The 24071-nt window shown below is 72.4% G+C and carries 21 protein-coding genes and 1 pseudogene; 2 read left to right on the top strand and 20 right to left on the bottom strand.

Annotation, left to right across the window (positions count from 1 at the left end; genetic code table 11):
• Positions 1-214: 214 nt before the first annotated feature.
• Together aroQ and aroB are read right to left on the bottom strand one after the other, a co-directional pair.
• Entirely contained in the window at positions 215-655 is a 441-nt protein-coding gene (gene aroQ, locus E1193_RS16725) for a type II 3-dehydroquinate dehydratase (protein WP_132184119.1), read from the bottom strand.
• Positions 652-1728, bottom strand: a complete 1077-nt coding sequence (aroB, locus tag E1193_RS16720) for a 3-dehydroquinate synthase (protein ID WP_132184118.1) — start codon at positions 1726-1728, stop codon at positions 652-654. Before aroB ends, aroQ begins: the two co-directional genes overlap by 4 nt.
• Positions 1729-1890: 162 nt before the next feature.
• On the opposite strand from aroB, the gene E1193_RS16715 reads away from it, so the two are divergent.
• Positions 1891-2415, top strand: coding sequence for a DUF2243 domain-containing protein (locus E1193_RS16715; protein WP_132184117.1), 525 nt, complete (start codon positions 1891-1893; stop codon positions 2413-2415).
• Positions 2412-3194: a cytochrome c oxidase assembly protein gene (locus tag E1193_RS16710; protein WP_132184116.1), complete on the top strand. Its 783-nt coding sequence runs from the start codon at positions 2412-2414 to the stop codon at positions 3192-3194. Before E1193_RS16715 ends, E1193_RS16710 begins: the two co-directional genes overlap by 4 nt.
• Here the strand turns inward: E1193_RS16710 and E1193_RS16705 are convergent.
• From E1193_RS16705 to E1193_RS32525, 18 genes and pseudogenes are all read right to left on the bottom strand, one after another.
• Positions 3184-3693, bottom strand: coding sequence for a shikimate kinase (locus tag E1193_RS16705; protein WP_132184123.1), 510 nt, complete (start codon positions 3691-3693; stop codon positions 3184-3186). The genes E1193_RS16710 and E1193_RS16705 overlap by 11 nt on opposite strands.
• Before the next feature lie 208 nt (positions 3694-3901).
• Entirely contained in the window at positions 3902-5080 is a 1179-nt protein-coding gene (gene aroC / locus E1193_RS16700; RefSeq protein WP_132184115.1) for a chorismate synthase, read from the bottom strand.
• A gap of 148 nt (positions 5081-5228) precedes the next feature.
• Complete coding sequence (locus E1193_RS16695; protein ID WP_165945756.1) at positions 5229-5576, bottom strand: STAS domain-containing protein; 348 nt, start codon at positions 5574-5576, stop codon at positions 5229-5231.
• On the bottom strand, positions 5573-8047 hold the full coding sequence (locus E1193_RS16690) for a SpoIIE family protein phosphatase (protein WP_132184113.1): 2475 nt from the start codon (positions 8045-8047) through the stop codon (positions 5573-5575). Before E1193_RS16690 ends, E1193_RS16695 begins: the two co-directional genes overlap by 4 nt.
• A 2-nt stretch (positions 8048-8049) precedes the next feature.
• Positions 8050-8850, bottom strand: a complete 801-nt coding sequence (locus E1193_RS16685; protein WP_132184112.1) for an alpha/beta hydrolase — start codon at positions 8848-8850, stop codon at positions 8050-8052.
• 312 nt (positions 8851-9162) lie between these two features.
• The gene (locus E1193_RS16680; protein WP_132184111.1) at positions 9163-9498 is read right to left on the bottom strand and encodes a hypothetical protein; all 336 of its coding nucleotides are present in this window, start codon (positions 9496-9498) and stop codon (positions 9163-9165) included.
• A 391-nt stretch (positions 9499-9889) separates the two neighbouring features.
• Positions 9890-10081: pseudogene (locus E1193_RS16675) on the bottom strand (chorismate synthase); the annotation flags it as partial.
• Positions 10082-10211: 130 nt separating this feature from the next.
• Positions 10212-10697, bottom strand: a complete 486-nt coding sequence (locus E1193_RS16670; RefSeq protein WP_132184110.1) for a hypothetical protein — start codon at positions 10695-10697, stop codon at positions 10212-10214.
• 417 nt (positions 10698-11114) lie between these two features.
• A complete protein-coding gene (locus E1193_RS16665; RefSeq protein WP_347877033.1) occupies positions 11115-11657 on the bottom strand; it encodes a class I SAM-dependent methyltransferase in 543 nt (180 codons plus the stop codon).
• Between the two features lie 170 nt (positions 11658-11827).
• Positions 11828-12721: a sulfotransferase domain-containing protein gene (locus E1193_RS16660; RefSeq protein WP_132184109.1), complete on the bottom strand. Its 894-nt coding sequence runs from the start codon at positions 12719-12721 to the stop codon at positions 11828-11830.
• A gap of 13 nt (positions 12722-12734) precedes the next feature.
• Complete coding sequence (locus E1193_RS16655; protein WP_243707728.1) at positions 12735-14285, bottom strand: lipopolysaccharide biosynthesis protein; 1551 nt, start codon at positions 14283-14285, stop codon at positions 12735-12737.
• The gene (locus E1193_RS16650; protein ID WP_132184108.1) at positions 14282-15772 is read right to left on the bottom strand and encodes an O-antigen ligase family protein; all 1491 of its coding nucleotides are present in this window, start codon (positions 15770-15772) and stop codon (positions 14282-14284) included. The genes E1193_RS16655 and E1193_RS16650 overlap by 4 nt, the downstream gene beginning before the upstream one ends.
• Before the next feature lie 115 nt (positions 15773-15887).
• Positions 15888-16835 (bottom strand): glycosyltransferase family A protein, encoded by a 948-nt coding sequence (locus E1193_RS16645; protein WP_132184107.1) that lies wholly within the window; start codon positions 16833-16835, stop codon positions 15888-15890.
• The gene (locus E1193_RS16640; protein WP_132184106.1) at positions 16828-18471 is read right to left on the bottom strand and encodes a Wzz/FepE/Etk N-terminal domain-containing protein; all 1644 of its coding nucleotides are present in this window, start codon (positions 18469-18471) and stop codon (positions 16828-16830) included. The genes E1193_RS16645 and E1193_RS16640 overlap by 8 nt, the downstream gene beginning before the upstream one ends.
• Before the next feature lie 213 nt (positions 18472-18684).
• Complete coding sequence (locus tag E1193_RS16635) at positions 18685-20640, bottom strand: delta-60 repeat domain-containing protein (RefSeq protein WP_243707726.1); 1956 nt, start codon at positions 20638-20640, stop codon at positions 18685-18687.
• Positions 20641-20860: 220 nt separating this feature from the next.
• Positions 20861-21802: a glycosyltransferase gene (locus tag E1193_RS16630; protein ID WP_132184105.1), complete on the bottom strand. Its 942-nt coding sequence runs from the start codon at positions 21800-21802 to the stop codon at positions 20861-20863.
• Positions 21799-22617: a phosphatase PAP2 family protein gene (locus E1193_RS16625; protein WP_132184104.1), complete on the bottom strand. Its 819-nt coding sequence runs from the start codon at positions 22615-22617 to the stop codon at positions 21799-21801. The genes E1193_RS16630 and E1193_RS16625 overlap by 4 nt, the downstream gene beginning before the upstream one ends.
• A gap of 323 nt (positions 22618-22940) precedes the next feature.
• Positions 22941-24071 (bottom strand): hypothetical protein (locus E1193_RS32525; RefSeq protein WP_207922732.1); only part of this gene is annotated, 1131 nt, incomplete at its 5' end.

The following is a 24071-nucleotide window of genomic DNA, read 5'->3' as shown; positions in this document are numbered from 1 at the left end:
CGCCCGCCCCCAGCCGTTCGCCCGCCTGACCCACACATCGCCACTTTCCTGGGCAGGCGGCAGCATTCGGGCGAATGCATACCGGAGCCGGAAGGGCACAGGTGAATGGTCACGGTGGGTAAGGCCACTGTCGGTAATTCTCGTCACACATCTGGCGTGCGCTTCGGCACCGGATGACCGCGACAGCGGTCGCCGGACCGCCCGCCCGCCGGGGTCAGGACCTCGGGCCGGAGCGGGCGGCCAGGTGACGCAGGGCGAGCCGGTAGCCGTCCACACCGAGCCCGCAGATCACCCCGGTCGCCACCGCCGAGACCACCGAGTGGCGCCGGAACTCCTCCCTGGCATGGATGTTGGAGATGTGCACCTCCACCAGGGGGCCGCGAAGCATGGCGCAGGCGTCCCGGACCGCGATCGAGTAGTGCGACCAGGCGGCCGGGTTGAGCACCACCGCCGCGCCCTCGTCGGCGGCCTCGTGCAGCCAGCCGATCAACTCGTGCTCGGCGTCGGTCTGCCGGACCGTCACGTCCAGCCCCAACTCCCGGCCGGTGTCCACGCAGAGGTCCACCAGGTCGGCGTAGCTGGTCACGCCGTACACGTCGACCTGCCGGGTGCCCAGCCGGCCCAGGTTGGGCCCGTTGAGCACGTACACCCTCACGAGGAGATCTCCCGGTAGGCGGCGTGCAGCAGCTCGTCGTCCGGACCCTCCAGGATCGCCGGCCGGGCCAGCGCGTCGAGCACCACGAACCGCAGCGTGGCACCCCGGGTCTTCTTGTCGACCCGCATCGCGGCCAGCAGCGCCGGCCAGGCGTCCGCCGCATAGCCGGTGGGCAGACCCAGCGCGGCCAGCACGGTACGGTGCCGCTCGGCGGTCGCCGCGTCCAGCCGCCCGGCCAGCCGGGCCAGCGTGCCGGCGTAGACGGTGCCCACCGACACGGCGTGCCCGTGCCGCCAGCGGTAGTCCTCCACCTTCTCGATGGCGTGCGCCAGGGTGTGCCCGTAGTTGAGCACCTCCCGCACCCCCGACTCGCGCAGGTCGCCGGAGACCACGTCGGCCTTGACCCGGATCGCCCGCTCGATCAGCTCGCGGACCACCGGCCCGGCCGCGTCGGTGGCGACGGACGGGTCGCTCTCCACCAGGTCCAGAATCACCGGGTCGGCGATGAAGCCGCACTTGACCACCTCGGCCAGCCCGGCGGCCAGGTCGGCCGCGGGGAGGCTGCCCAGGGTGGCCAGGTCGGCCAGCACCCCGGCCGGCGGGTGGAAGGCCCCGACCAGGTTCTTGCCGGCGGCGGTGTTCACCCCGGTCTTGCCGCCGACGGCGGCGTCGACCATGCCCAGCAGCGAGGTCGCCACCGGCACCCAGCGCACCCCGCGCAGCCAGCAGGCCGCGACGAAACCGGCCAGGTCGGTCACCGCGCCGCCGCCCACGCCGACCACCGCGTCGGTCCGGGTGAAGCCGGCCGCGCCGAGTCGCTCCCAGCAGTCGGCGGCCACCTCGATCCGCTTGCCCGCCTCGGCGTCGGGCACCTCGACCAGCAGCGGGCTCACACCGGCCGCGCCGAGCCGCTCGGCCAGCGCGTCGGCCAGCTCCTTCAGCGGCGGCGCGTGCAGCACCGCCGCCCGGCTCGCGCCGGGCAGCAGCCCGGGCAGCTCGCCCAGCAGGTCACGTCCGACCAGTACGTCGTACGGCCGCTCGCCGCCGACCGGAATCCGGGTCACCTCGTCCATCGCCGCGAGCCTAGTGCAGAACCCGGCGCCGGCCGGAGAGCCGTCCATCTGGTGGCACCCGCGACGACCGGCGATCGTGACGGCGGTGACGGTCGGGACGTTTCATCGGTGAACACGGGGGCAGGGCGCAACGGGACCGGCCCCACGACGCGGGAGGATCCCATGACCGGCACCAGCATCGACCCCACCCACATCCGGCTGCCCGCGATCATCCTCGGCGTCGGCCTCGGCGGGTTCGTCGACGGCATTGTCCTGCACCAGGTGCTCCAGTGGCACCACCTGCTCAGCAGCACCGGCGACGACAACATCGGGGTGCCGGCGTACCCGGTGGACACCGTGCCAGGTCTACAGATGAACACGCTCTGGGACGGGCTGTTCCACGTCGTGACCTGGGTCGCGGTGCTCACCGGGCTGGCCCTGCTCTACGCCCGGGTCACCCGCTCCCGAGGCCGGCTCTGGCGCTCCCCGGCCCTGTGGGGCTGGGCCCTGGTCGGGTGGGGTCTGTTCAATCTCGTCGAGGGGATCGTCAACCACCACCTGCTCGGCATCCACCACGTCCGCAGCGGCCCGCACCAGACCGCCTGGGACCTCGGCTTCCTGCTGCTCGGTGTCGCCCTGGTGGGGGTGGGCTGGGCGGTGCAGCGGCGGGCCACCACCGTCGACCTCCGCGCACCCGACCGCCGATGAACGGGCACCACGGGGCCACCGTCGGGCCGCTGCTGCTCGTACCGCTGGTGGCTTTCTGGGTGTACCTGGCCGCCGCGCTGCGCGAACGCGACGCCGGACGTGGCGGCTGGAGCCACCGGCGCACGGCGAGTTTCGGCGCGGGCACGGCGCTGCTCGCGGTGGCGGTACATGTGCCCGGCCACGATCTGGTCGGGCACATGTGGCAGCACCTGCTGGTCGGCATGCTGGCACCGCTCGGGCTGGTGCTCGGCGCACCCGGCACCCTCGCCCTGCGGGTGCTGGACCGGCGACGCGGCCGGGCGATCGTCCGGGCGCTTCGTTGTCCGGGCGCGCGGATGGTGGCCCACCCGGTGACCGGGCTGCTGCTCACCGCCGGCGGGCTGTACGCGCTGCACCTGACCCCGCTGCACCGGGCCAGCCTGGACCACCCGCCGCTGCACACGCTGGCGCTGGCCCACTTCCTGGCCAGCGGATACCTGTTCACCTGGGCGATCGCCGGTCCCGACCCGGGCCCGCACCGGCCGGCGGTGCCGGTCCGGCTGGCCGTGCTGGGCGTCTCGGTGGCCGCGCACGCCACGCTGGCCCAGCTGATGTACGCCGGGCTGGTCGACACCGCGGCGACGGTGGCGCAGACCCGCACCGCGGCAACCCTGATGTACTACGTCGGCGACCTCGCCGAACTCCTGCTCGCGCTGGCCGTCCTGGTGACCTGGCGGCCCGCGCACCGACGCCCCGTCAACCCGGGCGTCCCGGCCCGATCTGGGCCGGTCAGGGCTTGAGCAGGCCGGCGATCTCGGCGGCGATCTCCTCCGGGGGACGCCCGTCGGTGACCACGGTCGCGGTCGCCACCTGCGCGTAGAGCGGACGACGCTGGTCCATCAGGTGCTTGAGGGTGGCGCGCGGGTTCATCGCCAGCAGCGGGCGGCCGGCGCCGAGCCCGACCCGTCGCACCGCGTCGGACAGCTCCACCGACAGGTGCACCACGGTGTGCCCGACCAGCGCGGCGCGGTTCTCCTCGGCGAGCACCGCGCCGCCGCCGAGGGCGAGCACGCCGCCGTGCGAGGCCAGCGCCGCCGCCACCGCCGCCCGTTCGAGGGTACGGAAGTGCGCCTCCCCCTCGTCGATGAAGATCTCCGGAATCGGCTTGCCGGCCATCGCCTCGATGTCGGCGTCGGTGTCCCGGAACGCCACCCCGAGCCGGGCCGCCAGCTCCTCGCCGACGGTGGTCTTGCCGGAGCCCGGTGCTCCGACCAGCACGCAGACCGGCTTCGTCACCAGATCACGCTTCCCGACTCGTGCCACCGGGCGGTCACCGGATCATCGTTTCGTTCGCGACTGCGGGGCTCCGCTCCGCTGCACTCCTCGCGCTCACCGGATCATCGTTTCGTTCGCGACTGCGGGGCTCCGCTCCGCTGCACTCCTCGCGCTCACCGGATCACCGTTTCGTTCGCGACTGCGGGGCTCCGCTCCGCTGCACTCCTCGCGCTCACCGGATCACCAGGGCGTCGAGGTAGCCGGCGAGGTTGCGGCGGATCTCCGCCACCGAGTCGCCGCCGAACTTCTCGGTGGCCGCCTCGGCGAGCACCAGCGCCACCATCGCCTCGGCTACCACCGCCGCCGCCGGCACCGCACACACGTCGGAGCGCTGGTTGATCGCGGTGGTCGGCTCGCCGGTGGTCACGTCCACGGTCGCGAGGGCCCGGTTCAGTGATGAGATCGGTTTCATCGCGGCCTTCACCCGCAGCGGCTCGCCGGTGGTGATGCCGCCCTCCAGGCCACCGGCCCGGTCGGTGACCCGGCGTACCCCGGTCGCGCTCGGGATGATCTCGTCGTGCGCCACGGAGCCACGGGAGCGGGCCTGCTGCCAGCCGTCGCCGATCTCCACGCCCTTGATCGCCTGGATGGACATCAGCGCGGTGGCGAGCCGGGCGTCGAGCTTACGGTCCCACTGCACGTGGCTGCCCAGGCCCGGCGGCACCCCGTACGCCAGCACCTCGACCACGCCGCCGAGGGTGTCGGCGTCCTTCTTCGCGGCGTCGACCTCGGCGACCATCCGGGCGCTGGCCTCCGGGTCGAGGCAGCGCAGCGGGTCGGCGTCGATCCGGGCGGCGTCCTCCGGGATGGGCCGCAGGCCCGGCTTGGCGGCGACCGGGCCGAGCTCCACCACGTGCGAGACGATCTCGACGCCGAGGGCCTGCCTCACCAGCGCCTTGGCCACCGTGCCGACGGCGACCCGGGCGGCGGTCTCCCGCGCGCTGGCCCGCTCCAGGATCGGCCGGGCGTCGGTGTGGCCGTACTTCTGCATGCCGGCCAGGTCGGCGTGGCCCGGCCGGGGCCGGGTCAGCGGCGCGTTGCGGGCCTGCCGGGCCAGCTCGTCGGGGTCGACCGGGTCGGCGGCCATCACGGTCTGCCACTTCGGCCACTCGGAGTTGCCGACCCGGATCGCCACCGGGCTGCCCAGCGTGACGCCGTGCCGCAGACCGCCGATGATCTCGATCTCGTCCTGCTCGAACGCCATCCGCGCGCCCCGGCCGTAGCCGAGCCGGCGGCGGGCCAGCTCGCCGGCGATGTCGGCGGAGGTCACCTCCACCCCGGCGGGCACCCCCTCCAGCAACGCGACGAGGGCGGGACCGTGCGATTCACCTGCAGTCAGCCAGCGCAACACGACGCTCAGTCTGTCACGCCGGGTCGCCGCCCCGACGTACCGCCCTGCGCGTCCCGCCCTGCGGACGCGGGCGCCGGCGCCCCGCCGCCCGCACCCCGACCGCCCCGGTGCGTGCCGGCCGGCGTCGGCGCGTGGGCGACTCGCCGGCTCAGGCGGTGAGCTGGGTGAGCGCCTCGTCGACCGTTCCGACGACCAGGTCGGGGAGGAAGCCGATCAGGTCGAGAGTGAACCGGACCACGCCACCGTCCGGTGCGACCACCAGGACTGGAGCCTGGCGGTTGAGGAAAGCGGTGACCAACCGGTCGAGGCAGCGCAGACCGGCGCTGTCGAGGAAGGTCACCCCGGTCAGGTCGATCACCACCCCGACGGCCGCGCGGGTCGCGGTGAGCACGTCCCGCTCCACCAGCTCCGCGTTGCCGTGGTCGACGTCGCCGCGCAGCCGCACCACCTCGCAACTGCGTTCACTGCCTACTGTCACCCGGTTCGCTGCGGTCACCTGCCCGTCCCTCTGAGCTCGCGTCGCATCAACACGTTCGTACCCGCGCCCCGATCGACCACGAGGTCGTCCATCACCCGTCCCATCAGCGCCATCCCGCGTCCCCGGTCGGCACTGGCCATCGGGGCCCGCCACCGGCCGGTGTCGGAGACCCTCAGGTCGAGGAAACCCCCGTCGATCGTCACGGTCACGCTCACCACTGCGGACGGGTCGCCCTGGTAGCCGTGCTCGATGGCGTTGGCCACCGCCTCGGAGCAGGCCAGCACGATGCCGTACCGCTCGGACTCCGGAACCTGGTGTCCAGCGAGCCACTCGTGCAGCTCGGCCCGGAGCGGGCGCAGCCGCGACATCCGCGCCGGCACGGCGGCGCGGAACAGCGGCGCGCCGGCAAAGGCGAGGGCGAGCAGGCACGTGTCGTCGTGGCCACCCTCGCTGTCCAGCATCGCATCGCTGAGCTGCTCGGCCAGCGCCGCGAGAGGCGACTTCCGGTGCACCTCCACCGCGTCGGCGAGCCGGTCGAGCCCCTGGTCGATCCGCTCGCCACGCCGTTCCACCAGCCCGTCGGTGTAGAGCAGCAGTCGCGAGCCCCGGGGCACGGTCAGCTCCGCCTCCCGGCGCGCCCGGCTGGCGGTGTGCGTACCGAGCGGCCCGGACCGGCCCTCCCACAGGAAGCGGGGAGCGGCGTCCGGGGGGAGCAGCAGCGGCGGCGGGTGCCCGGCGCACGCGTACCGCAGCATGCCGGTGTCGAGCGCGAGTTCGGCGTAGGCCAACGTGGTCATCTGCCCGACCTCAAGGGTGGCGACAAAATCGTCCATGTGCTTCAACACCGTGGCCGGGCTGCACTGAGCCTTCGCCAACGCCCGAACGGCGCTGCGTAGCTGACCCATCGCGCTGGCTGCCCGGATGCCGCGCCCCACCACGTCGCCGACGACGACCCCGACACTGCCGGTGGAGGTGGTGAAGGCGTCGTACCAGTCACCACCGACCTCCAGCGTCTCCACCGCCGGACGGTAGACGGTAGCCACGTGGAAGCGGGAGTCGGTCGGCCGTTCGGTGACCAGGAGGCTGCGCTGGAGAGTGCGGGCGATCTCGCGGTCCTGCTCGGCGAGGCGGGCGTTGTCCAGCGCCAGCCCGGCCCGGTCCGCCAGATCGAGCAGGAAGTCCTGGTCGACGCGGCTGCGCTCGGCCGCCTCGCCGACCAGCAGCAGTGTGCCGATCGCCGCGCTGCGGGCCCGCAACGGGAGCACGAGACCCCGCCGACCGTGCGGCGCCGCCGGCACCGTCGCGACCTGCCCCGATCGGGCCGCCGCCCGTACGGTGGCCACGACCTCCTCCCGGGTGGGCCAGGTTCCTCGCAGGCCGCAGGCGATCACCTCGTCGGCGGAGTCCGTCGCGCCCCGGGCGTCCGGCACGGAGGCGGACAGCCACCCGGTCTGTTCCTCCCGGACCATCTCCACCTGCGCGTACTCGGCAAGCTCGGGCACCAGCAGGTTCACCAGGCGCCGGGCCCGGTCGGCCGAGCCCACGGCCTCGTCCAGGTCCCGGCTCAGCCGGGCCAGGAATGCGGACTGCCAGGCTCTCCGCGCGGTCTCCTCGTGCAGCCGCACGCGCTCCAGCGCCTGCCCGGCCTGCCGGCCGACGGTCCGCATCAGCTCCACCTCGTCGGCGGCGATCCGCCGGCCCGGCGGAAAGCCGAACGACACCGTGCCGAGCACCCGGTCGTCGACGACCAGCGGCGTCACGGCCCGTACGTCGGCTGGGGTCGGCTCGGGCACGACCACGTCGCCGACGCGGACGGCGTGCGCCTCCGCCACGGGGTCGGCGAGGAGGATCGACGCGGTGGCTGGTGCGCCGGGGCCGGCAACGGTGAGCACGGACTCCTCCGGGTCCAGCAGCCGGACCACCGTCGTGCTCGCCTCGAACGCCGCCGTCCCGGCGGCGACGATCGGCGCGACGATGTCCACGGCCCGATCGATCGACGCACACCGTGCCACCATGTCCTGGAGCACCCGGATCCGGGCCGCGTTGCGTTCAGCGCGGCGGCGCTCGTCGAGCAGTTCCCGCTCGTAGGAGCGCCGGTCGGTGGCGTCGAAGACGGTCATCCGCAGCACCGATGACCCGGTCCCCGGGTTCTGCCGCAGGACCGCGTTGACCAGGGTGTCCAACCGGCTGCCGTCGGCACGCCGGAACTCGATGGCGACGCCTCGCACCTCACCCTGCATGTGCAGCAGCGGCCCCAGGTGGGTCTCGTGGAAGATTCGACTGCCGATGGTGTAGAAGGACTGCACCCGCCGGCCCAGCAGGTCCGCCCGTTGGTAACCGGTCCAGTCCAGCAATGTCTGGTTGACCCGGGCGACGGTGCCGTCCGGCAGCACCGACAGGTACCCGCAGGGAGCGCCCTCGTAGAGGTCCTCCGCGCTCTCCTCGAGCAGGGGGACGAAGCTCTCGGTCGGTGGGGGCGGCTCGGCCACGCTCAGTCGTTGCTCAGGAACGCGTCGATGGCGGCTGCGGTCTCGTCCGGGGCGCTCAGGTTCGGGCAGTGGCCGGTCGCCTTCAGCAGGACCAGCGAACTGCCGGGCAGGTTACGGTGCACGTACTCGCCGACCTCGTACGGGGCGATGACGTCGTCGGAACACTGGAGGATCAGGCTGGGCATGGTGACCTTCGGCAGGTCCGCCCGGTTGTCGGAGAGGAACGTCACCTGGGCGAACCGCCGGGCGATGGCCGGATCGGCCTGGCAGAAGCTGTTCGTCAACTCGGTGCCGAGTTCGGGCCGGTCCGGGTTACCCATGATCACTGGAGCCATGGCGGCCGACCAGCCCAGGTAGTTGCTGTCCAGCGACTCCAGCAGCTCGTCGATGTCGGCCCGGGTGAAGCCACCCCGGTAACCATCCTCGTCGATGTAGCGGGGCGAGGGGCCCACCAGGACCAGCCGCGAGAAACGGTCCGGCTCTGCCGCCGCGGCGATCACGCCGATCATCGCGCTCACGGAGTGGCCCACGAACACGACATCCCACAGGTCGAGTTCGGCCAGGATCTCCAGTACGTCGTCCGCGTAGCCCTGCAGGGAGGCGTACCGCTGGGGTCGGTACGCCGACAGGTCGGATCGACCACAGCCGACGTGGTCGAAGAGGACGACCTTGTAGTCGTCGGTGAAGCGGGGCGTGACGAGACGCCACATGTGCTGGTCACAACCGAAGCCATGGGCGAAGACGAGGGCGGGCCCGGTGTCCCGGCCCGTGACCGTCACGTTGTTTCGGATCACCGCGCTCACGGACGGCGACACTACCCGCGGCACGGGGAGGCCGCCACCTGGGACAACCCCCGCCCGGCCCCGAGGGTGGCCCTGATGCCCGACGCTGCACCGACCATTTACATGTTGGGTCAGGAAGAACTCAGTGCCTCGCCATGCAGCCGCCTCCGACGGCTACGGATATTGACCAAGACGCAACAGAGCACCACTAGTCAGCTCTCGATGTCGCCCCACCGGCTGCCTGCTCCTGCCAACGCCGCACGTCGGCCAGCAGCTCCCGCAGCCGCGCCAAGTGTGCGACGACGGGAAACCACGAGTACACACGGGACGCGGTCAGCGGCGCCTCCGCCCATCGGTGAGGGTCAGGACCAGACAGTGACCGTCGAGGAAGCCGCCGGGACGGCCGAGATGCACCTCGGCCACCTCCGTCCGCTCGTACGTGCGCCGCACGAACAGCCGGACATCGGCGACCGAGGAGTCGGTGACGGAAACCCTGACGACGGCCGCCCGCCACGCCAGCAGGACGAGAACGACGCCCGCCCCGACACCCAGCGCCTTGGCCGGTGCGCCCTCAGCCGTCACTGCCGACGCGGCAGAGGCGACGGCGAGAACGAGTAGGAAACTGACCTTGTACGGCTGCTCGGGTGACCGCAGCTGCCTGGTCCCCAACCCCGCTCGTTCAGCCGGTCGGTCAGGGTGGCTTCGCGCCAGCCTGATCCAGTTGAGCACGAGCAGCAGAACCACCACCGCCAGCACACCGACTGCCAACCGGACCTGTTGATCACGGTGGAACAGAATGAGATACATCAACAGGCTGAAAGACAGGCCCAGGGATCCGAACAGAGCGGCGAAACTCCGACGGGACAGCTGCCTCGCCGCTCCCCACCACCGCCGGCTGCGTGGCGGCTGACCCTTGATTCCGACTACGACGACAGCGTAGGCGGCGAGCACAATGCCAGCAAGTTCCGACAGGTACAGAATTTCTTTTGCTAATCCCATTTCCCTGCCTTCTCAAAGGTGGTCAGTTCTGCTCGACCGCACATCTCAGCTACAACGCGGGCCGCAGGCCACCGATGATCCCGATCTCGTCCTGCTCGAACGCCATCCGCGCGCCCCGGCCGTAGCCGAGCCGGCGGCGAACCAGCTCGCCGGCGATGTCGGCGGAGGTCACCTCCACCCCGGCGGGCACCCCCTGCAGCAACGCGACGAGGGCGGGACCGTGCGATTCACCTGCAGTCAGCCAGCGCAACACGACGGGCTGTCACGCCCGGGTCACGTCCCGCCCTGCCGGCTGGCGTCCCGACCAGCGGACGTCCGAGCCCGCCGTCACTCGCTGACCCGTGCGTGTTGGCCTGGTTCGCTCCTCGCTTCCTTGCGGAGAATCAATGTGCACGCCTGGGACGGACAACCACGCCACGACCGTCGACTTTCGAAACGAGCTCCGCTGCCACCACATCAGGCAGGTCTCGCACAACAACGTAACCTTCTTCCCAATACGGCTGCTGCCTCACCGGGATCGCAAGCCGCCCCACCCCCCACAGCAGCAATATCGCGATTGCAAATGGAAACAAGAGGCGGAGCTCCCCCGGGAAGCCCTCAGAAAAAACCGACCAAACATTGAAAGCGCCACCGAGAACACCAAGGGAAGTCACCAGGAGGAGGGTTAACTTGGTGTAACGATCGAGCAAGCCGGCGACCTTCATCCGAACTATCAAGAACGACGGAGCCAGCAGTCGAATTTGAAGGTCAGAGCGACCTAGACACCTCACCGAAGCGCCCTTTGAAGGTCGATTAAATAACCTACCCAGATCGATCACCACCTGAGAAACGATGGGCACTTCGATGCACAGATCAACTCTGCCACCCATGCCGAACGCGGTAGATTGCCCACCCGAATTCCCTCTGATCACTTCCTCGCCACACCTCCCCTCCCGGCAGCCGGTCCACGGCCTCCCGGTTCTTCACCCGTCCGCCGCCGACTGGAGTGTGAGGTCGATCGGAACCCACTTGCCGTCCTGCTGCATCCGCACTGGGCCGGCGTGAACCTTCGCCTCCACGTGCCCGTCGGGGTGGGCGACGTACTCGGCCGTCTCCGTGGTCAGCCCCGTTATCCGGACATCCGCCTGCCCGTACGCGCGCAGAAACCACTGACACTTTCCCCCGCATCCAGGCCAATAGTGCAGTGAACGCTACAGCCGCCAGTTGCCTAGGGGCAATTAGGTGTTCAGAGGATTGCGTTACCGATGAGGACATGCACGTACGTCCATAGCAGACAGGCGGGATGCTCAGGCCGTCCGTACTGCGATGATTGATTTGGTGAGGCCGAGCATCCGCTCCGCGCGGATTGTCGAATCCGGAAACAGGTAGCGCATCTCGGCCCGGCCGATCAGCTCGGTGGTGAGCACCTGCTTCATGGCGGCGTTCCAGGACTTGCCCGGGGTGTACGCCAACGGCCATTTGCGGGCCACCGCCACCCGAGCCGGCACCGGCAGGAACTGCATGCCGGGCGCCACCCAGTGCGGCTCGATCGGAAAATACCGGTACGGGGTCTGCACCCAGTGCCGGGGGGCCAGTTCGCGGATCGCCTCGGCCATCCGCCGCCGACGCTCGTGCCCGCCCACGTGCTCCAGCACGCTGTTACTGAACACCAGGTCGTAGCGGCGGGACAGGATCGACGGGGGCAGCTCGCAGGCGTCGGCGTGGTCGGCCTCCATCCCGTCGGGCAGTTCCGCCGGCAGCGGTTCCAGGTTCACCACGTGCACGTGCTTCGGCCGGACCGACACCTTCGTCCAGCTGTTCACCCGGCCGCCCAGGTCCAGCACGGACATCTCAGCCAGGTCCGGAAAGGTTTCCGACAGCCACAGCGCCCGCTTCGCCCGGCGCTTCGCGCCGTACGAGTCGGGGGCGTCGACCAGCCGGAAGCGCAACGCGTGCAGCGGCCCCCGGCTCCGGTGCGCGGGCGCGCGCTCGTCGTTCGTTCCGGTTCCGCTCGCCACCATCAGCTCCCCCAGTCGAAGGTCATGCCCAGCCGGGCGGCGAGGGCGTCGTTGTACGGCGCGTAGTAGCGGGTCAACTCGTCCCGGACGGCTGGGTCCATGGCGCTGCTGCGCCGGTCGTTGAACACCTCGTACCGGTCGAGCTGGTGCGGAGGCAGGCTTAGGAAGTCCAGCACCCGGGCGTACGTGGCGGCCGGCTCCCGGTACAGCGTCTCGCTCGGCAGGATCAGCAACTGCTCCCGGTCGAAGCGCTCCAGCCAGGGTTCCAGGTGTTCCAGATAGCGGCCCCGGGCACGGTAGCTGTACCAGTCGTAGGCGTTGCTCACGTACGTCGGCTCGGCGATCAGCCTCTCCCGCTCCCCCGCCGTGCGTTCCTCCTCGGCGGCCAGCGCCTCGGCGAAGCCCAACGGTTCGACGCCCTCGGTACGCCGTTCCTTCCAGTGCGAGTACGCCCGCTCCACCGGGTCGCGCAGCAGCACGATCAGCTTCACCGACGGGATCAGCCCAGCCACCCGCTCCGGGGCGAGCGGGTGGAACATGTACAGCGGTGCCGCCTCGCCGACCCGGGTCGGCCCGCCGTGCCGGCGTTCCAGCAACTGCCGCTGCCGCAGCGTCGGGAAGTGCGACCGGTACCAGGCCTCGCCCCGGGCGTAGGTGTCCTCGAAGTAGTGCGAGGTCTTGGTGTTCCAGCCAGGGAAGAGCCGGGGCACCAGCGGGTGCGCCAGCAGGTAGCGCCAGAGCGAGGTGGTGCCACCGCGTTTGGTGCCGATGACGAGGAAGTCCGGCAGCGGACGCCGGTGGCTGGTGCGTTCCCCGTACCGGACCAGGGTGTGCCGCACACCGGTCACCACCGGGGCCGGCACCAGCGCCTTCACCCGGTCCCGCATCGTCGTCATCGTGTCCTCCTCGTCATCGCGGCCCCCGGCCGAACAGCGTGGGCGCCGCCGCCCGCGCCTGCCGGCGTACCCGGGGGTGCAGCAGCGGCATGGCGGCGAGCAGCACCATCACCGCGAGGGTGAGGGACAGTCCGGCCACGTCGCGACCGGCGACCGCCGCGACCGCCCCGGCCAGCACGGTGGTGGCGGTGCCGGCGAGCCCGGCAGTGGCCAGCATCGCCCGTGTGACCAGCGGTGCGCCAACCACCCGGCGGGCGGCGAGGGTGGCGAGCACGTTCTCTGCCAGGATCCCGGCGGTCCACGCCACGGCCGCGCCGAGCGCACCGTGCGCCGGGATCAGCGCCACGGCGAGCCCGACGTTGAGCAGCAGGCCGGTCGCGGCGGCCAGCAGGTGTTGCCCGCTGCTGCCACTCATCAGCAGCAGCGTCTGCACGATCCCAGTACCGGAGTTGACCATCATCGCCCCGGCGAGCAGGGCCATCGCGGTGGCGCCGGTGGTGAACTCCGCCCCGAACAGCCGCAGGAAACCTGGCGCGAAGATCGCCAGTAACAGGTAGCCCGGCCAGGAAAACCCGATGATCACCATGGTGATCCGCCGATAGACAGCGGCCGCCTCGACGGTGCGGCCCTGGCCGAGCAGCCGGGACAGTTGCGGTGCGACGGCCACCCGCAGGCCATGCATGATCAGCAGGCCGGCCAGGGCGTACCGGCCGACGGCACCGATCACGCCAGCCTCGGCCTGGTCGGCGAGCGCGGCCGTGAGCAGCACCGTCAACCACATGCTGCTGGCGTCGATGGTGGCGGAGGCGGCCCGGGGCAGCGCGAAGCCCCACAGCGTCCGCCAGTCCTCGCCGGCCGGGCGTAGCCGTGCTCCGGCGGTCAGGCCGAGCGGACGCAGCAGCAGCGCCGCGCAGGCCAGCACGGCCAGCGCCACCGGGGCCAACCAGCCGGCGAAGGCAATGGTCACGCCCGCCCCGGCGGCGAGCGCGGCCAGCACCAGCGCCGGACGGGCCGCCGGGACGAGCACGTACTGCACGGCCACCAGCGCAGCGACCGGGCGGACCGCCCGAACGGCGGCGAGCAACACGGTCATCGCCACCACGACAGGCAGGCCTGCGAAGGCGAGCCGGAGCAGGCCCTTGCCCTCGGCCGCGCCAGGGTCGAAGAGCACCGGAGCGAGCGCCCCGGAGCAGGCGACGCCGGTGGCCGCCACAGCGACGGCAAGCAGCAACGTCGGGGCCAGGGCCACCGGCAGCAACCGGGCCGCGTCCCCGTCCCGACCCGGAGTACGCCGGGGAAGCATCCAGACCAACGCGGTGTCCGCGCCGGCGCAGCAGAGTACGCCCATGATGGCCACCACCCCGATCGCGGTGAACATCGCGCCGGAACCGGCCGGTCCGAGGCCTCTGACGATCACCACGGTGAGCACGAAGCCGAGCAGGCCGTTGACGGCAGCCCCGGCGAGCCCGACCATCCCGCTGCGCGTGCCGCGACGTACCTCCCGGTCGCCGCCTGTCGCGGGGGCAGCGGTGACGGCCGGGGTCGGCGTACCCCCGGCGGTCATTTCGCCCCTCCCCCGGGCGAGGCTCCGGTGCCCGGCCGTGACGCGGACGCCGGCCCGGACGAACCCGGGGCGTCCTCGGCGGGTGCGGACGGCGACGGGAATGCGGAGGTCGGATCGGAAGCGGGGGTCTGCTCGGCCGTGCCGGTCACCCGGCGGACCACGCTGCGCACCGCCGTGCGCAGCGGCACCGACGCGACCCCGGTCGCCGCGCGCGGCACGGCGGCGCGGCCGACGCTGCGGGTACGCCACGGCGTCAGCGGCGCCGGCCGGGCCAGGCTGGACGGGCCGAGCGAGGCCCGGTTGACCGGCCCGGCGACCGCGGCGAGCCCGGCGCCCACGGCGAAGAAGATGATCGACAGGTTCGGGTCGATGTACGCGTAGACGGGGATCACCACCAGCGCGATCACCGGCACGGTGCTCAGCCAGTGCCCGGCCGGCGAGACGGCGGCGGCCAGCCGCCGGGCGACCAGCACCAGCCAGCCGAGGAAGACCACCAGCGCCGGGATGCCGTGGCTGTAGAGGATCTGCCAGATCAGGCCCTGGGTGCCCAGCGGTTCGGCGGCCAGCGTGGTGTCGACGCTCTTCGGCGCGCCGTAGCCGAGCAGCGGGGACTGTTGCACCGCCTGCCAGGTGCGCAGGTACAGGTCCAACCGGTCGACGTTGGTGTCGGTGGTGCTGACCCGGGCGTTGATCATCTCCTGGACGGGCACCACCAGGCTGACGATCCAGACCAGCAGCACCAGCCCGGCGATCGAGACGATGAGCCGGGCGTTGCCCCGGACGAGGGCGCGCAGCGCCAGGTAGAGCAGGCCGGCGCCGAGACCGACGAACATGCCCCGGTTGAGGGTCAGGAACGCCGGCACCACCGACAGCGGCAGCGACACCCACAGCGCCACCCGGAACCGGCCGGTGCGCACCGAGGTCAGGTACGCCAGCACACACGGCACCAGCAGCGCGTACGCCGTACCCCAGTTGTTGGTGTAGGGGTAGGGCGCGGCGGTGCGGTAGATCGGCGTACGGGACCACGGGTTGAACTCGTTGAGCCGGACGTGGGTCAGCGCCTGGAGGTAGCGTTCGTCGGCGAGGGCGCCCGGCAGAGCCATCTCCACCGGGGTGGTCAGCGCGAAGTCGGAGGCGAACACGGCCAGCCAGCCCAGCCCCACGATGCCCAGCCAGTACCAGCCGAGCGGGCGCAGCACCCGCTCCCACGGTGCGCCCTCCCGGACCAGGGTGTACACGTACACACAGACCACCAGAGCGGTCACCAGGAAGCCGTAGCGCAGCCCGAAGGTGAGGTACGCGGTGGCCCGGTCCAGCCGGGTGGCGCTGGCCAGCACCAGGACGAGGAAGACCAGCCAGCAGGCGGTCCCGACCGGCAGCGGCACCCGCCCCCGGGCGACCAGCAGGGTGAGCAGGACGGCGGCGAGCACCGACCAGCCCAGGTAGAACGCGCCCAGCGCCCACCAGAGCGGGACCAGGGCGAACATGACCGTCAGCGGCCAGACGGGCAGCGGTGGCGGCGGGGGCGCCGACGGCAGGCCGCCCCCGGGAGCCGGCCTGGTGCTCCCGGGGTGCGGCGGCGCGGCGGTCCCGGCGCTGCGGTCAGACACCCCGCCCCGTCCGCTGGGCCAGCCGCAACACCTGCTCCCCGGAGAGCAGCCCGAGCACCACCGGCACGGTCACCAGCACCCGCTTCTCGCGCGGGTTCAGCCGCAGCACGCGGCCCAGTTCGCGCACCGCCTCCCGGCGACGCCGCCCGGAGGCCAGCGCGAAGGCGATCTGCCCGTGCAGCCGGGCCAGCCCGGTGCGGCTGCCGGCCAGCTCGGGGTGCTTGTCGAGCAGGTACCGGGTGGCCTCCACGATCGTGGCCCAGCGGCCGAAGAAGAACGAGCCGCCGTGCCAGTCCACCACCACCAGCACCTCCGGCACGACCACCACAGGGCCGTGCGCGGCGATCCGCAGCAGCCACTCGTAGTCCTCGCCGTAGCCGCCGGGCAGCTCCTCGTCGACCGGGCCGACGGCGTCCCAGGTGGACCGGCGGATCAGCAGCGTGCTGGAGTGCACCTCCATGACCCGGTCCTCGACGAAGTCGGCCAGGGTCACCTCGGCGGCGGCGAGGCGGCGCTCCTTGGCGATGCCGGGGCCCGCCAGCCGGATGCCGCAGCTGGCCGCGGCGGCGTCGGGCCGCCCGGCGAGCAGCTCCACCTGACGGCGCAGCTTGGCCGGCAGCCAGAAGTCGTCGTCGTCGCAGAACGCGATCAGCTCGTGGCTGGCCGCCGCCACGCCCGTGTTCCGGCCGCCCGGCAGCCCCCGGGAACGGCTGTTGGTGACGTACCGCAGCGAGCGGTTGGCCGGCACCGGCAGGTCGAGCGGACGGATGTCGGTGTGGTCGTAGACCACCACGCACTCCACCGCGCCGGGATGGTCCTGGTCGAGCACCGCCCGGACGGCGCGTTCCAGCAGACCCGGGCGGTCCCGGGTGGCCACCACCACCGTCACCGGCGGGTGCCCCGGCGGTGGGGCGGCCCCCGGCCGGTCGTGGTCAGTCACGTCCCGCTCCCGTCACCACGAACCCGAACGGCTCCACCCCGGCCGACCGCAGCCGCTCCACCAGCTGGGACAACTGGTTGGTGCGGGTCGTGTCCAGGGCCGTGACCAGCACCGCCCGGCCCTCCCGGGCAGCCCGCACGCCCCGCTCGTCGTGCAGCGCCGGCGGCGCGTCGAGCAGGGTGAGCCCCGGCGAGGACGGGCTGTCGAGATACACCAGGTGCACCTTGCCGGGGCCGATCCGCAGCTCCACCCCCTCGGTGGCGCCGCCGGCAGCCGGGGCGGACCGGGACGCGGACGGGATGACCTGCGTCTCCTCGCTCGTGGTGGACCGGTACACCCCGTTCGTCTCGGGCTTGCTGGGGAACGGGCGAGGTTTGCGAACCGCCGGTATCACCATGGTGTCCTCCGGGCCGCCGCCGCCCGGGGCCACGGTGGCCGCCGGCACCGGCGTGGAGGTGGGCGCCGTCCGGGGTCGGGGCACCTGGGTGCGGGCCGGCTCCACCGGCGGGTTGCGGCGCTGCGCGTCCAGCATCAGTGGACGGATCCGGTCCACGGACTCCGGGGTGAGGCCGAGGCGCACCTCGTGGCCGGCGGCGGCGAGCACCACGGCGAGGCCGGCGGTGATCTGCTCCCGTCCCTCGTCGGCCGCGGACGAGAGCACCACCAGGGGGGAGCGCTGCGGCCCGTCCAGCCAACGGGCGAGGGCGAGCATCAGGTACCGCAGATCGGATTCGTCGGGCTGGCCGCCGGGGCCGCGACGGACCGTGCCGAGCAGCGGCGCGCCGATCACCGCGGCGGCGTCCGCGGAGGTGCGCACCCGGCGGTCCAAGGACTCCTGCACGAAGGCCACCAACCCGCCCAGGAGCAGGCCGCCGAGCAGGCCCGCCAACAGGATCAGCGGCGCCGCGTCCCGGCTGGACGGGACGGGGGTCCGCGCGGCGCTGGTCACCGAACCCGGGCTCAGGTCGGCGGAGGCCACCTTGGACCGCTGCTCGGCGAGGGTGGCGAGTTGGTCGTTGAGCGCCCGGAGCTGGTCCAGCAGGGCGCTGGTGCGCGGTGAGGGGTTGCTCGACACCTGGCTGCTCGGCAGCGCCCGCTGGGTGGTGGCACGCTGGGCGGTGACCACGGCGATGGTGTCGTCGTACGACTTGAGCACCGCCGCGCGCTGGTTCTCGTACATGCCCTTGCGCAGCTCCAGGTAGGCCTGGGCGGCGCCGTTCGCGCCGTCGACCGCCTCCCGCTCGCTGCGCCCGGCGTAGCTGAAGCGCATCACCTGACCGCCGACCGGTGTCTCGACCTCCAGGGCGTCGGCCACGTCCTCCGGATCCCGGTTGGTGATGCCGGCGACCCGGTCGATGACGTCGTTGCTGGTGGCGATGCCACTCTCGGCCGTCATGTTCACCGCCCGGTCGGCGGCGACGGACTGCACCGAGAACGGGTCGGTGACCACCGGCCGGACCACCAGGGCCGTCGTCGCGGTGTACGTCGCCGGCAGCACGAACAGGTAGCCGAGCACGGCCAGCAGCACCAGCGCCGCGGCGGCGAGCACGGTCCGCCACCGGCGCAGCGGTATGCGGGCCAGCTCGACGAGGCCGACCGGGCGTTGCCGGGCGGAAGCGACGTCGGTCACGTCCATCAGTCAGGTCCTTGCACGATGAGAGGTGGGGTGGCCCCGAACGGGGCGGGTGACGACCCGGCGGGGCCCGGTGGTCGTCTCATTGTCGCCGGACGGCCACCGGCGGTCGACAGCCGACCGGCTCGTTGTGACGCGGGCGGTCCGCCGGTGTCGCGGGGACACCGGCGGACCGCCCGGTCGTCGTCGAACCGGTCAGAAGGTGGGCCAGATCGGTCAGGAGGTGGCGAAGAACAGCGTCGGGCTCGTCCACTGCGGCGTGGTGACCCGGGGCGACAGATAGGCGACACTGCGGGTGGATGAGCCAACCGGTCTCCTCGCCGACGTGATCTGGATCGCGCCGGCGCCGTCGACCTCGGTGCCGTCGAATGGCACGGTCCGTAGGGCGCCGTCGGTGTTGCCGTAGACGAGCTTGCCGTTGACCCAGGCCAGGCCCCGCACGTTGGCCCAGTCCAGGTTGGTGGTGGGCAGGGTGAACTCGGTGCAGCCGATGATCGAGCCGTCCGGCTCCAGGTAGCGGTAGAACAGCTTGTTGGCGCCGGCCCTGGTGTAGTACATCCGCCCGTCGAGGTAGAACGCCCCGCTCATGGTCGACGGCTTGTACCAGTCGTTGAAGCCGCTGCTGACCCACGGCACGCCCACCGAACCGCCGGTGAACATCGACACCTGCAGGGAGCTGCCCTGCGGGGCGGCGGCGTCGGTCTTGGACCAGTAGAGCTTGTCGCCGATCGAGAACGTCGCGCCGGCGGCGGTGAGGTTCGGCTGGCTGCTGGGAACCGGGGTGCCGATGGTTGAGCCGTTGAACGGAACCTTGGTCGTCTGGCCGTTTCCGGCGCCCATGTAGAGGTAGCCGGAGGCCGCCGTCGGCGCGTTGGTGGCCGGGATGGTCCGCCCGCCGGCGAGCGGGAACAGACCCATCCGGCCGTGGTACTCGTTGCCCAGACCGTCGCTGTCGAACCCGGCGTAGATGCCGCCGCTGCCGCGCCACAGCTCCCACACGATCGGGCCCCAGGCGGTGGTGCCCGACGGTGCGCCGGAGCGGGTCGGGTTCCACACCAGCGGCATGCCGTTGATCGGGTCGAGCGCGCCCAGGCCGTACCGGTTGATGGCGCCGGCGCCCGCGGAGTCGTTGCCGTTGGCGTTGTTCAGCCAGCGGAAGTGCCCGCCGACGTAGACCACGTTGTCGGCCGCCTCGATCGAGGTCACCGAGTCGTGGCCGGTGTCGTTGACCCAGGTGCCGTCGATGGCCGCACCCCGGGTGGCGGTCTCGAACCGGGCGATCGTGTCGCAGTACGCGCCGGCGGACCGGCCGCCGTCGGCGGCGATCACGAAGTAGCTGCCGTCGTCGGAGAAGTCGACGTCCCGGGCGTAGAACGGGAAGCCCCTGATCGTGCAGGGCGCCACGTACCGCTGGGTGTTCCAGTTGGCGACCTTCGGCGTGCCCTTGAGCCCCTCGACCAGCACCACCTGGTTACGGTCGAGGCCGTTGACCTTGGTGAAGTTGCCGACCGCGACCAGGGTGTTGCCGTCCGGGGTGACGTCCAGGCCCCAGACCAGCTGCTGGCTGGTACGGGCGACGCTGGCGTCGATCTGGAAGGTCGGGTCGATCGCGCCGGTGCGGACGTCGAGCCGGGCCAGCAGCGAGTGCGCGGTGCCGTTGACCCAGGAGAACGCGCCGGCGAGATAGAGCTTGTCCCCGGAGACGATGGTCCGACGGACCAGGCCGCCGTCGCTGCGGCCGACCCAGGCGGCGATGGTGGCGCCGGTGTTCGGGTCGAGCTGCACGAGGTTCTTGCGGTCGACGCCGTTGACCATTCCGAACGCGCCGCCGACGATCAGCTTTCCGTCCGGACTGACCGCCAGGGCGTGCACCGCGCCGTCGAGCTGCGGGTTGAAGGCCGTCTTCAGCGCCCCGGTGGCCCTGTCGTAGGCGAAGAGGTAGTTGCGAGTCGTCCAGCTCGCGGCGCCTGCGGCCTTCACCGAGGTGAAGGAGCCACCGACGTAGACCGTGGCACCGATCTCGGCGAAGGCCTTCGCGTCCCCGTTCTGCGCGTGCGGGGTGTTGTCCACCGGATTCGCGCTGGTCAGCGTCATGGCGACCGGGGTGGGCGGCCCGGCAGCCCGGACGGGCGCCGCGAGCAGACCGGCGAGCAACACCGGCGCGGCGAGCACGGCGAGCCACCGTCGACCTGATCGAGACGACGTTCGGAGAAGCACTGATTCCCCCAATGATGAAGTGAGATCCTGCGTAGGATGCTGCGTCCGGATTTGTCGCACCATCACCCGACCGGTCCGTTTTGCTGGCGGCTCGGCCCGCTCCGTGCGCACAGGTCGCCCCGGGACGACCCACGGCGGACGGGCGTCCGCACGTCGACCGGTGGGCGCGCCGGAGTCACGCCGCCCACCGGAACGGGATGACGGATCCGACTTTGTCGACCGTCCACGATGCCGCCTCCGCCAGGTCCTCAGCGGTGACCGCGTCGGCCTCCCGGGCCAGCACCAGCCCGCGCCGGTCCAGCTCACGAGCCATCTCGACCTGGTGGTCGTCGACGTGTTCCCCGTACGCCCGGCGCCGGGGCACGTAGATCGCGCGGTGCCCGGCCCGCATCGCCGCCAGCGCGGAGCCGACCCCGGCGTGTGTCACCACCACGTCCGCCTCCCGCATGGCCTGCTGCATCTCCGCGTACGGCACCTGCCGGCGGACGCCGGCGGGCATCCGCGGCACCTCGGTCGACCCCACCTGCCAGAGGACCTCGGCCTCCCGGGGCAGGACGTCGACCAGGCGGGCCAGCAGCCGCGGGAAACCGAACCGGTCGTGGGTGCCGAGCGCCACCACGATCCGGGACACCGGCCGGGGCGCGGGTCGCACCGAAGGAGCGTAGCCGTCGAAGATGGAGCCACCGTACCGCCACCGGCCCCCGGCCCAGGTCGGGTACTGGGTGTAGAGCCGGGTACGGGGCAGGCCGGCGACCAGGCGACCGGTCAGCGAGGGCCCTTCGGTGCGGGTGGCGCTCTCGATGTAGTGGCAGGCCAGGCCATGCCGGGCGGCCGGCAGGAAGAACGATGCCGCCACACTGGCGCCGGTGCTGATCACCCGACGGAACCGGCCACCGCCGAGCACCCGCCGGGCGGCGAACAGATCGCGCAACGCGCCCGCCACGTCCCGGGTGGACGCTGGCGGGACGTGGATGACCTCCTGGCCGTCGAGCAGGGAGCGGCTCTGCGGCGAGTCGAAGGTGACCCAGACGCAGTCGTCGTGCACGCCGAGGCGCGGCGCGAGGTCGTGCAACTCCGCGAGGTGTCCCCCGGTGGAGGCGACGAGAAGGGTGGTCACGGGACGCTCTCGCGGACCGGCGCGGCCCGCGGCACCGAGGGCCGGATCCGGCCCTCGGTGACCAGCAGCGCCAGCGCCATCACCCCGAACAGCAACACGGCGAAGATCCAGCCGCCGATCACGTCGGTCAGCCAGTGCTTCTCCGCGTAGATCCGGGTGTAGCCCTCCAGGCTGACCAGCGTCACCACCCCGGTCATCAGGGCCACCCGACCGGCGCGCGGGATGCGCCAGGTCAACATGGTCAGCACGGCGATGGTGCCGAAGGTCGACATGATCCGGGCGCACCCGCCCGACGGGTACGTGCCCAGGTCGGTCGGCGGGTGCCCCCGGTCGACCATGGTCGCCAGGATCGCCTGGACGTACTGCTCCACGACGAACTGCAGCGGCATCGCGACCAACGGCACCCACCACCGGCGGTGCCGCCACAGCACGGCGAAGACCAGCGCGGCGACCGCGGTGACCCACTTCAGCGGGTACCGGTCGCCCAGCGCGGTGTAGAAGGAGTTCAGCTCCGCCCAGGTGTCGAACCGGCGGGCGTGCACGTATTCGAAGACCGGGTGGTCGACGTGCGGTTCGAGCCGGGCCAACGCCTCGCCGAGCGGCCAGCAGACGGCGACCACCGCGGCGCACCCGGCCAGCAGCACCACCAGCGCCGCCCCGCCCCGGCCGAACGCGGCGGTGAGCCCGGCAACGGCCACCCGGAGTCGCTGCGCGACCCGGCCGGCCCGCACCGCGGGCACCCGGCGGGCCAGCGCCGGCACCAGCACGAGGGGCAGTAACACCGACAGTGCCCCGAGCGCGTAGATGAGGATCATCCGCGGTCACCGCTCCGCACGACGGCGTACCCGCCGACGCCCGACCACCGGGCGGCCGTTCGCCCGGCGTGCACTGCCGTTGTCATTGATCTCCCTGCCCCGCCGGCCGACGGCCGGACCTGTCCCACACCCCGGAGCCCGGAGACGCCCCACGCCGCCCGGACACCGTCGACCACGCCGCCCCACAGGCGATGATCGAGCGGTGTCACAGTAGTGGACCCGGCGGGTTCGGCGGTAGCGCGGGGTGCCCTGCCTGCTGTTTTCCGCGAATTCCGGTCGGGAGTTGGACAGCTGCGCCGCCCGGACTGCGGGGACCGACGTGGTCAGGGCCCGAGCCGCTCGGCGAGCAGCTCCAGCAGCGCGGGGTGCAGTTTCCGGCTCCAGCCGCTCCCACCGGCTGCCAGCTCCGCCGTCCGCAGCCACAGCTCGACGAGGTAGGCGTCGGCGACCAACCGGCGGCGGGCCGCGTCGAGGCCGAGCGCGTCCCCGTGCCGCCCGAGCAACTCGTCCATCTCCGCCGCGGCCTGCGGGACCGGCCGGTCCCGCAGCGACAGGGCGCTCTGGAACCCCTGGTGGGCGAGGTCGAAACCGACGGGGCGGTGCCGTCCGCTGTTCTCCCAGTCCCAGACCACCAGCCGGCCACGATGGACACCCAGGTTCCACGGCACCCAGTCGCCGTGCCAGTCGCCGAACTCCAGACCGAGGGTTCCGTCCCGCGCGGCCAGCGCCGCCACGGCGGCGCGTACCGGCCCACCGGCCCGCTCGGCGCGGGCGACCAGATCGGTCAGGAAGGGCGAACCGGCCAACGGCCGGGGCGCGGCCGGCGGACCGCCCCGGCGCGCGACGGCCAGCATCGCGGCCACCCGCGGCCGGTGCGGGTGAGGCAGCCGGCGCACCCGGCGTGGCATCGGCGCGACCAGGGTCACCGCCAGGTCGCGCCAGCGCAGCTCGCGCTCCAGTCGCGGCACGTCGGGAAAGTCACCGCCGTCGCGGGGCAGCTCGCGCAGCGCGGCGGCCTCCGCCACGACCATCGCCCGCGTGGCGTCGTTCCACCCGATCTTCGCGTACCCCCGGGGGGCTCCCCGGTCGTCGAAGAGTTGCAGGGTCGGCTTGTGGTGCGGGTCCGGCGGCCGGATTCCGATCGCCGCGTGCAGCCGGCACCCCGCAGACCGGCCCAGCTCGTCGGTGAGCAACAGCTCCGCCGGGTCGACCCGGTCGGGCACGGCGACGGTCAGCACCGGCATCCGGGCCAGGCCGGTGCCGCCCAGGCCGGCCAGCACCCCGACCGCGAGCCGGTCGACCCGCACCCGAGGTGGTCGTAGCGCGTTGTACGCCAGGGTCGAGGCCGCCCCGACCCGGCGGGAGGCCAGCGGCAGCAGAAACCTCGCCCGCGCCACCGACGGCACCACCGCGTACCGGGCGGCGACCCGGTGACCGGGCGGCGGTGGGGACGC

The organism is Micromonospora sp. KC606 (assembly GCF_004348675.1).
Lineage (GTDB): Bacteria > Actinomycetota > Actinomycetes > Mycobacteriales > Micromonosporaceae > Micromonospora.
Note: the sequence above shows the minus strand (reverse complement) of the source record. Positions and strands in the feature narration are given on the sequence as shown.

What these genes read in the sequence shown, in the direction of transcription:
- E1193_RS16650 (WP_132184108.1), bottom strand. Translation starts at nt 15,772, where the DNA reads ATGTTCGCCCTGGTCCCGCTCTGGTGGGCGCTGGGCGCGTTCTACCTG.
- E1193_RS16640 (WP_132184106.1), bottom strand. Translation starts at nt 18,471, where the DNA reads ATGGACGTGACCGACGTCGCTTCCGCCCGGCAACGCCCGGTCGGCCTC.
- E1193_RS16670 (WP_132184110.1), bottom strand. Translation starts at nt 10,697, where the DNA reads ATGGGTGGCAGAGTTGATCTGTGCATCGAAGTGCCCATCGTTTCTCAG.
- E1193_RS16710 (WP_132184116.1), top strand. Translation starts at nt 2,412, where the DNA reads ATGAACGGGCACCACGGGGCCACCGTCGGGCCGCTGCTGCTCGTACCG.
- E1193_RS16660 (WP_132184109.1), bottom strand. Translation starts at nt 12,721, where the DNA reads ATGACGACGATGCGGGACCGGGTGAAGGCGCTGGTGCCGGCCCCGGTG.
- aroB (WP_132184118.1), bottom strand. Translation starts at nt 1,728, where the DNA reads ATGGACGAGGTGACCCGGATTCCGGTCGGCGGCGAGCGGCCGTACGAC.
- E1193_RS16715 (WP_132184117.1), top strand. Translation starts at nt 1,891, where the DNA reads ATGACCGGCACCAGCATCGACCCCACCCACATCCGGCTGCCCGCGATC.
- E1193_RS16655 (WP_243707728.1), bottom strand. Translation starts at nt 14,285, where the DNA reads ATGACCGCCGGGGGTACGCCGACCCCGGCCGTCACCGCTGCCCCCGCG.
- E1193_RS16625 (WP_132184104.1), bottom strand. Translation starts at nt 22,617, where the DNA reads ATGATCCTCATCTACGCGCTCGGGGCACTGTCGGTGTTACTGCCCCTC.
- E1193_RS16665 (WP_347877033.1), bottom strand. Translation starts at nt 11,657, where the DNA reads ATGTCCGTGCTGGACCTGGGCGGCCGGGTGAACAGCTGGACGAAGGTG.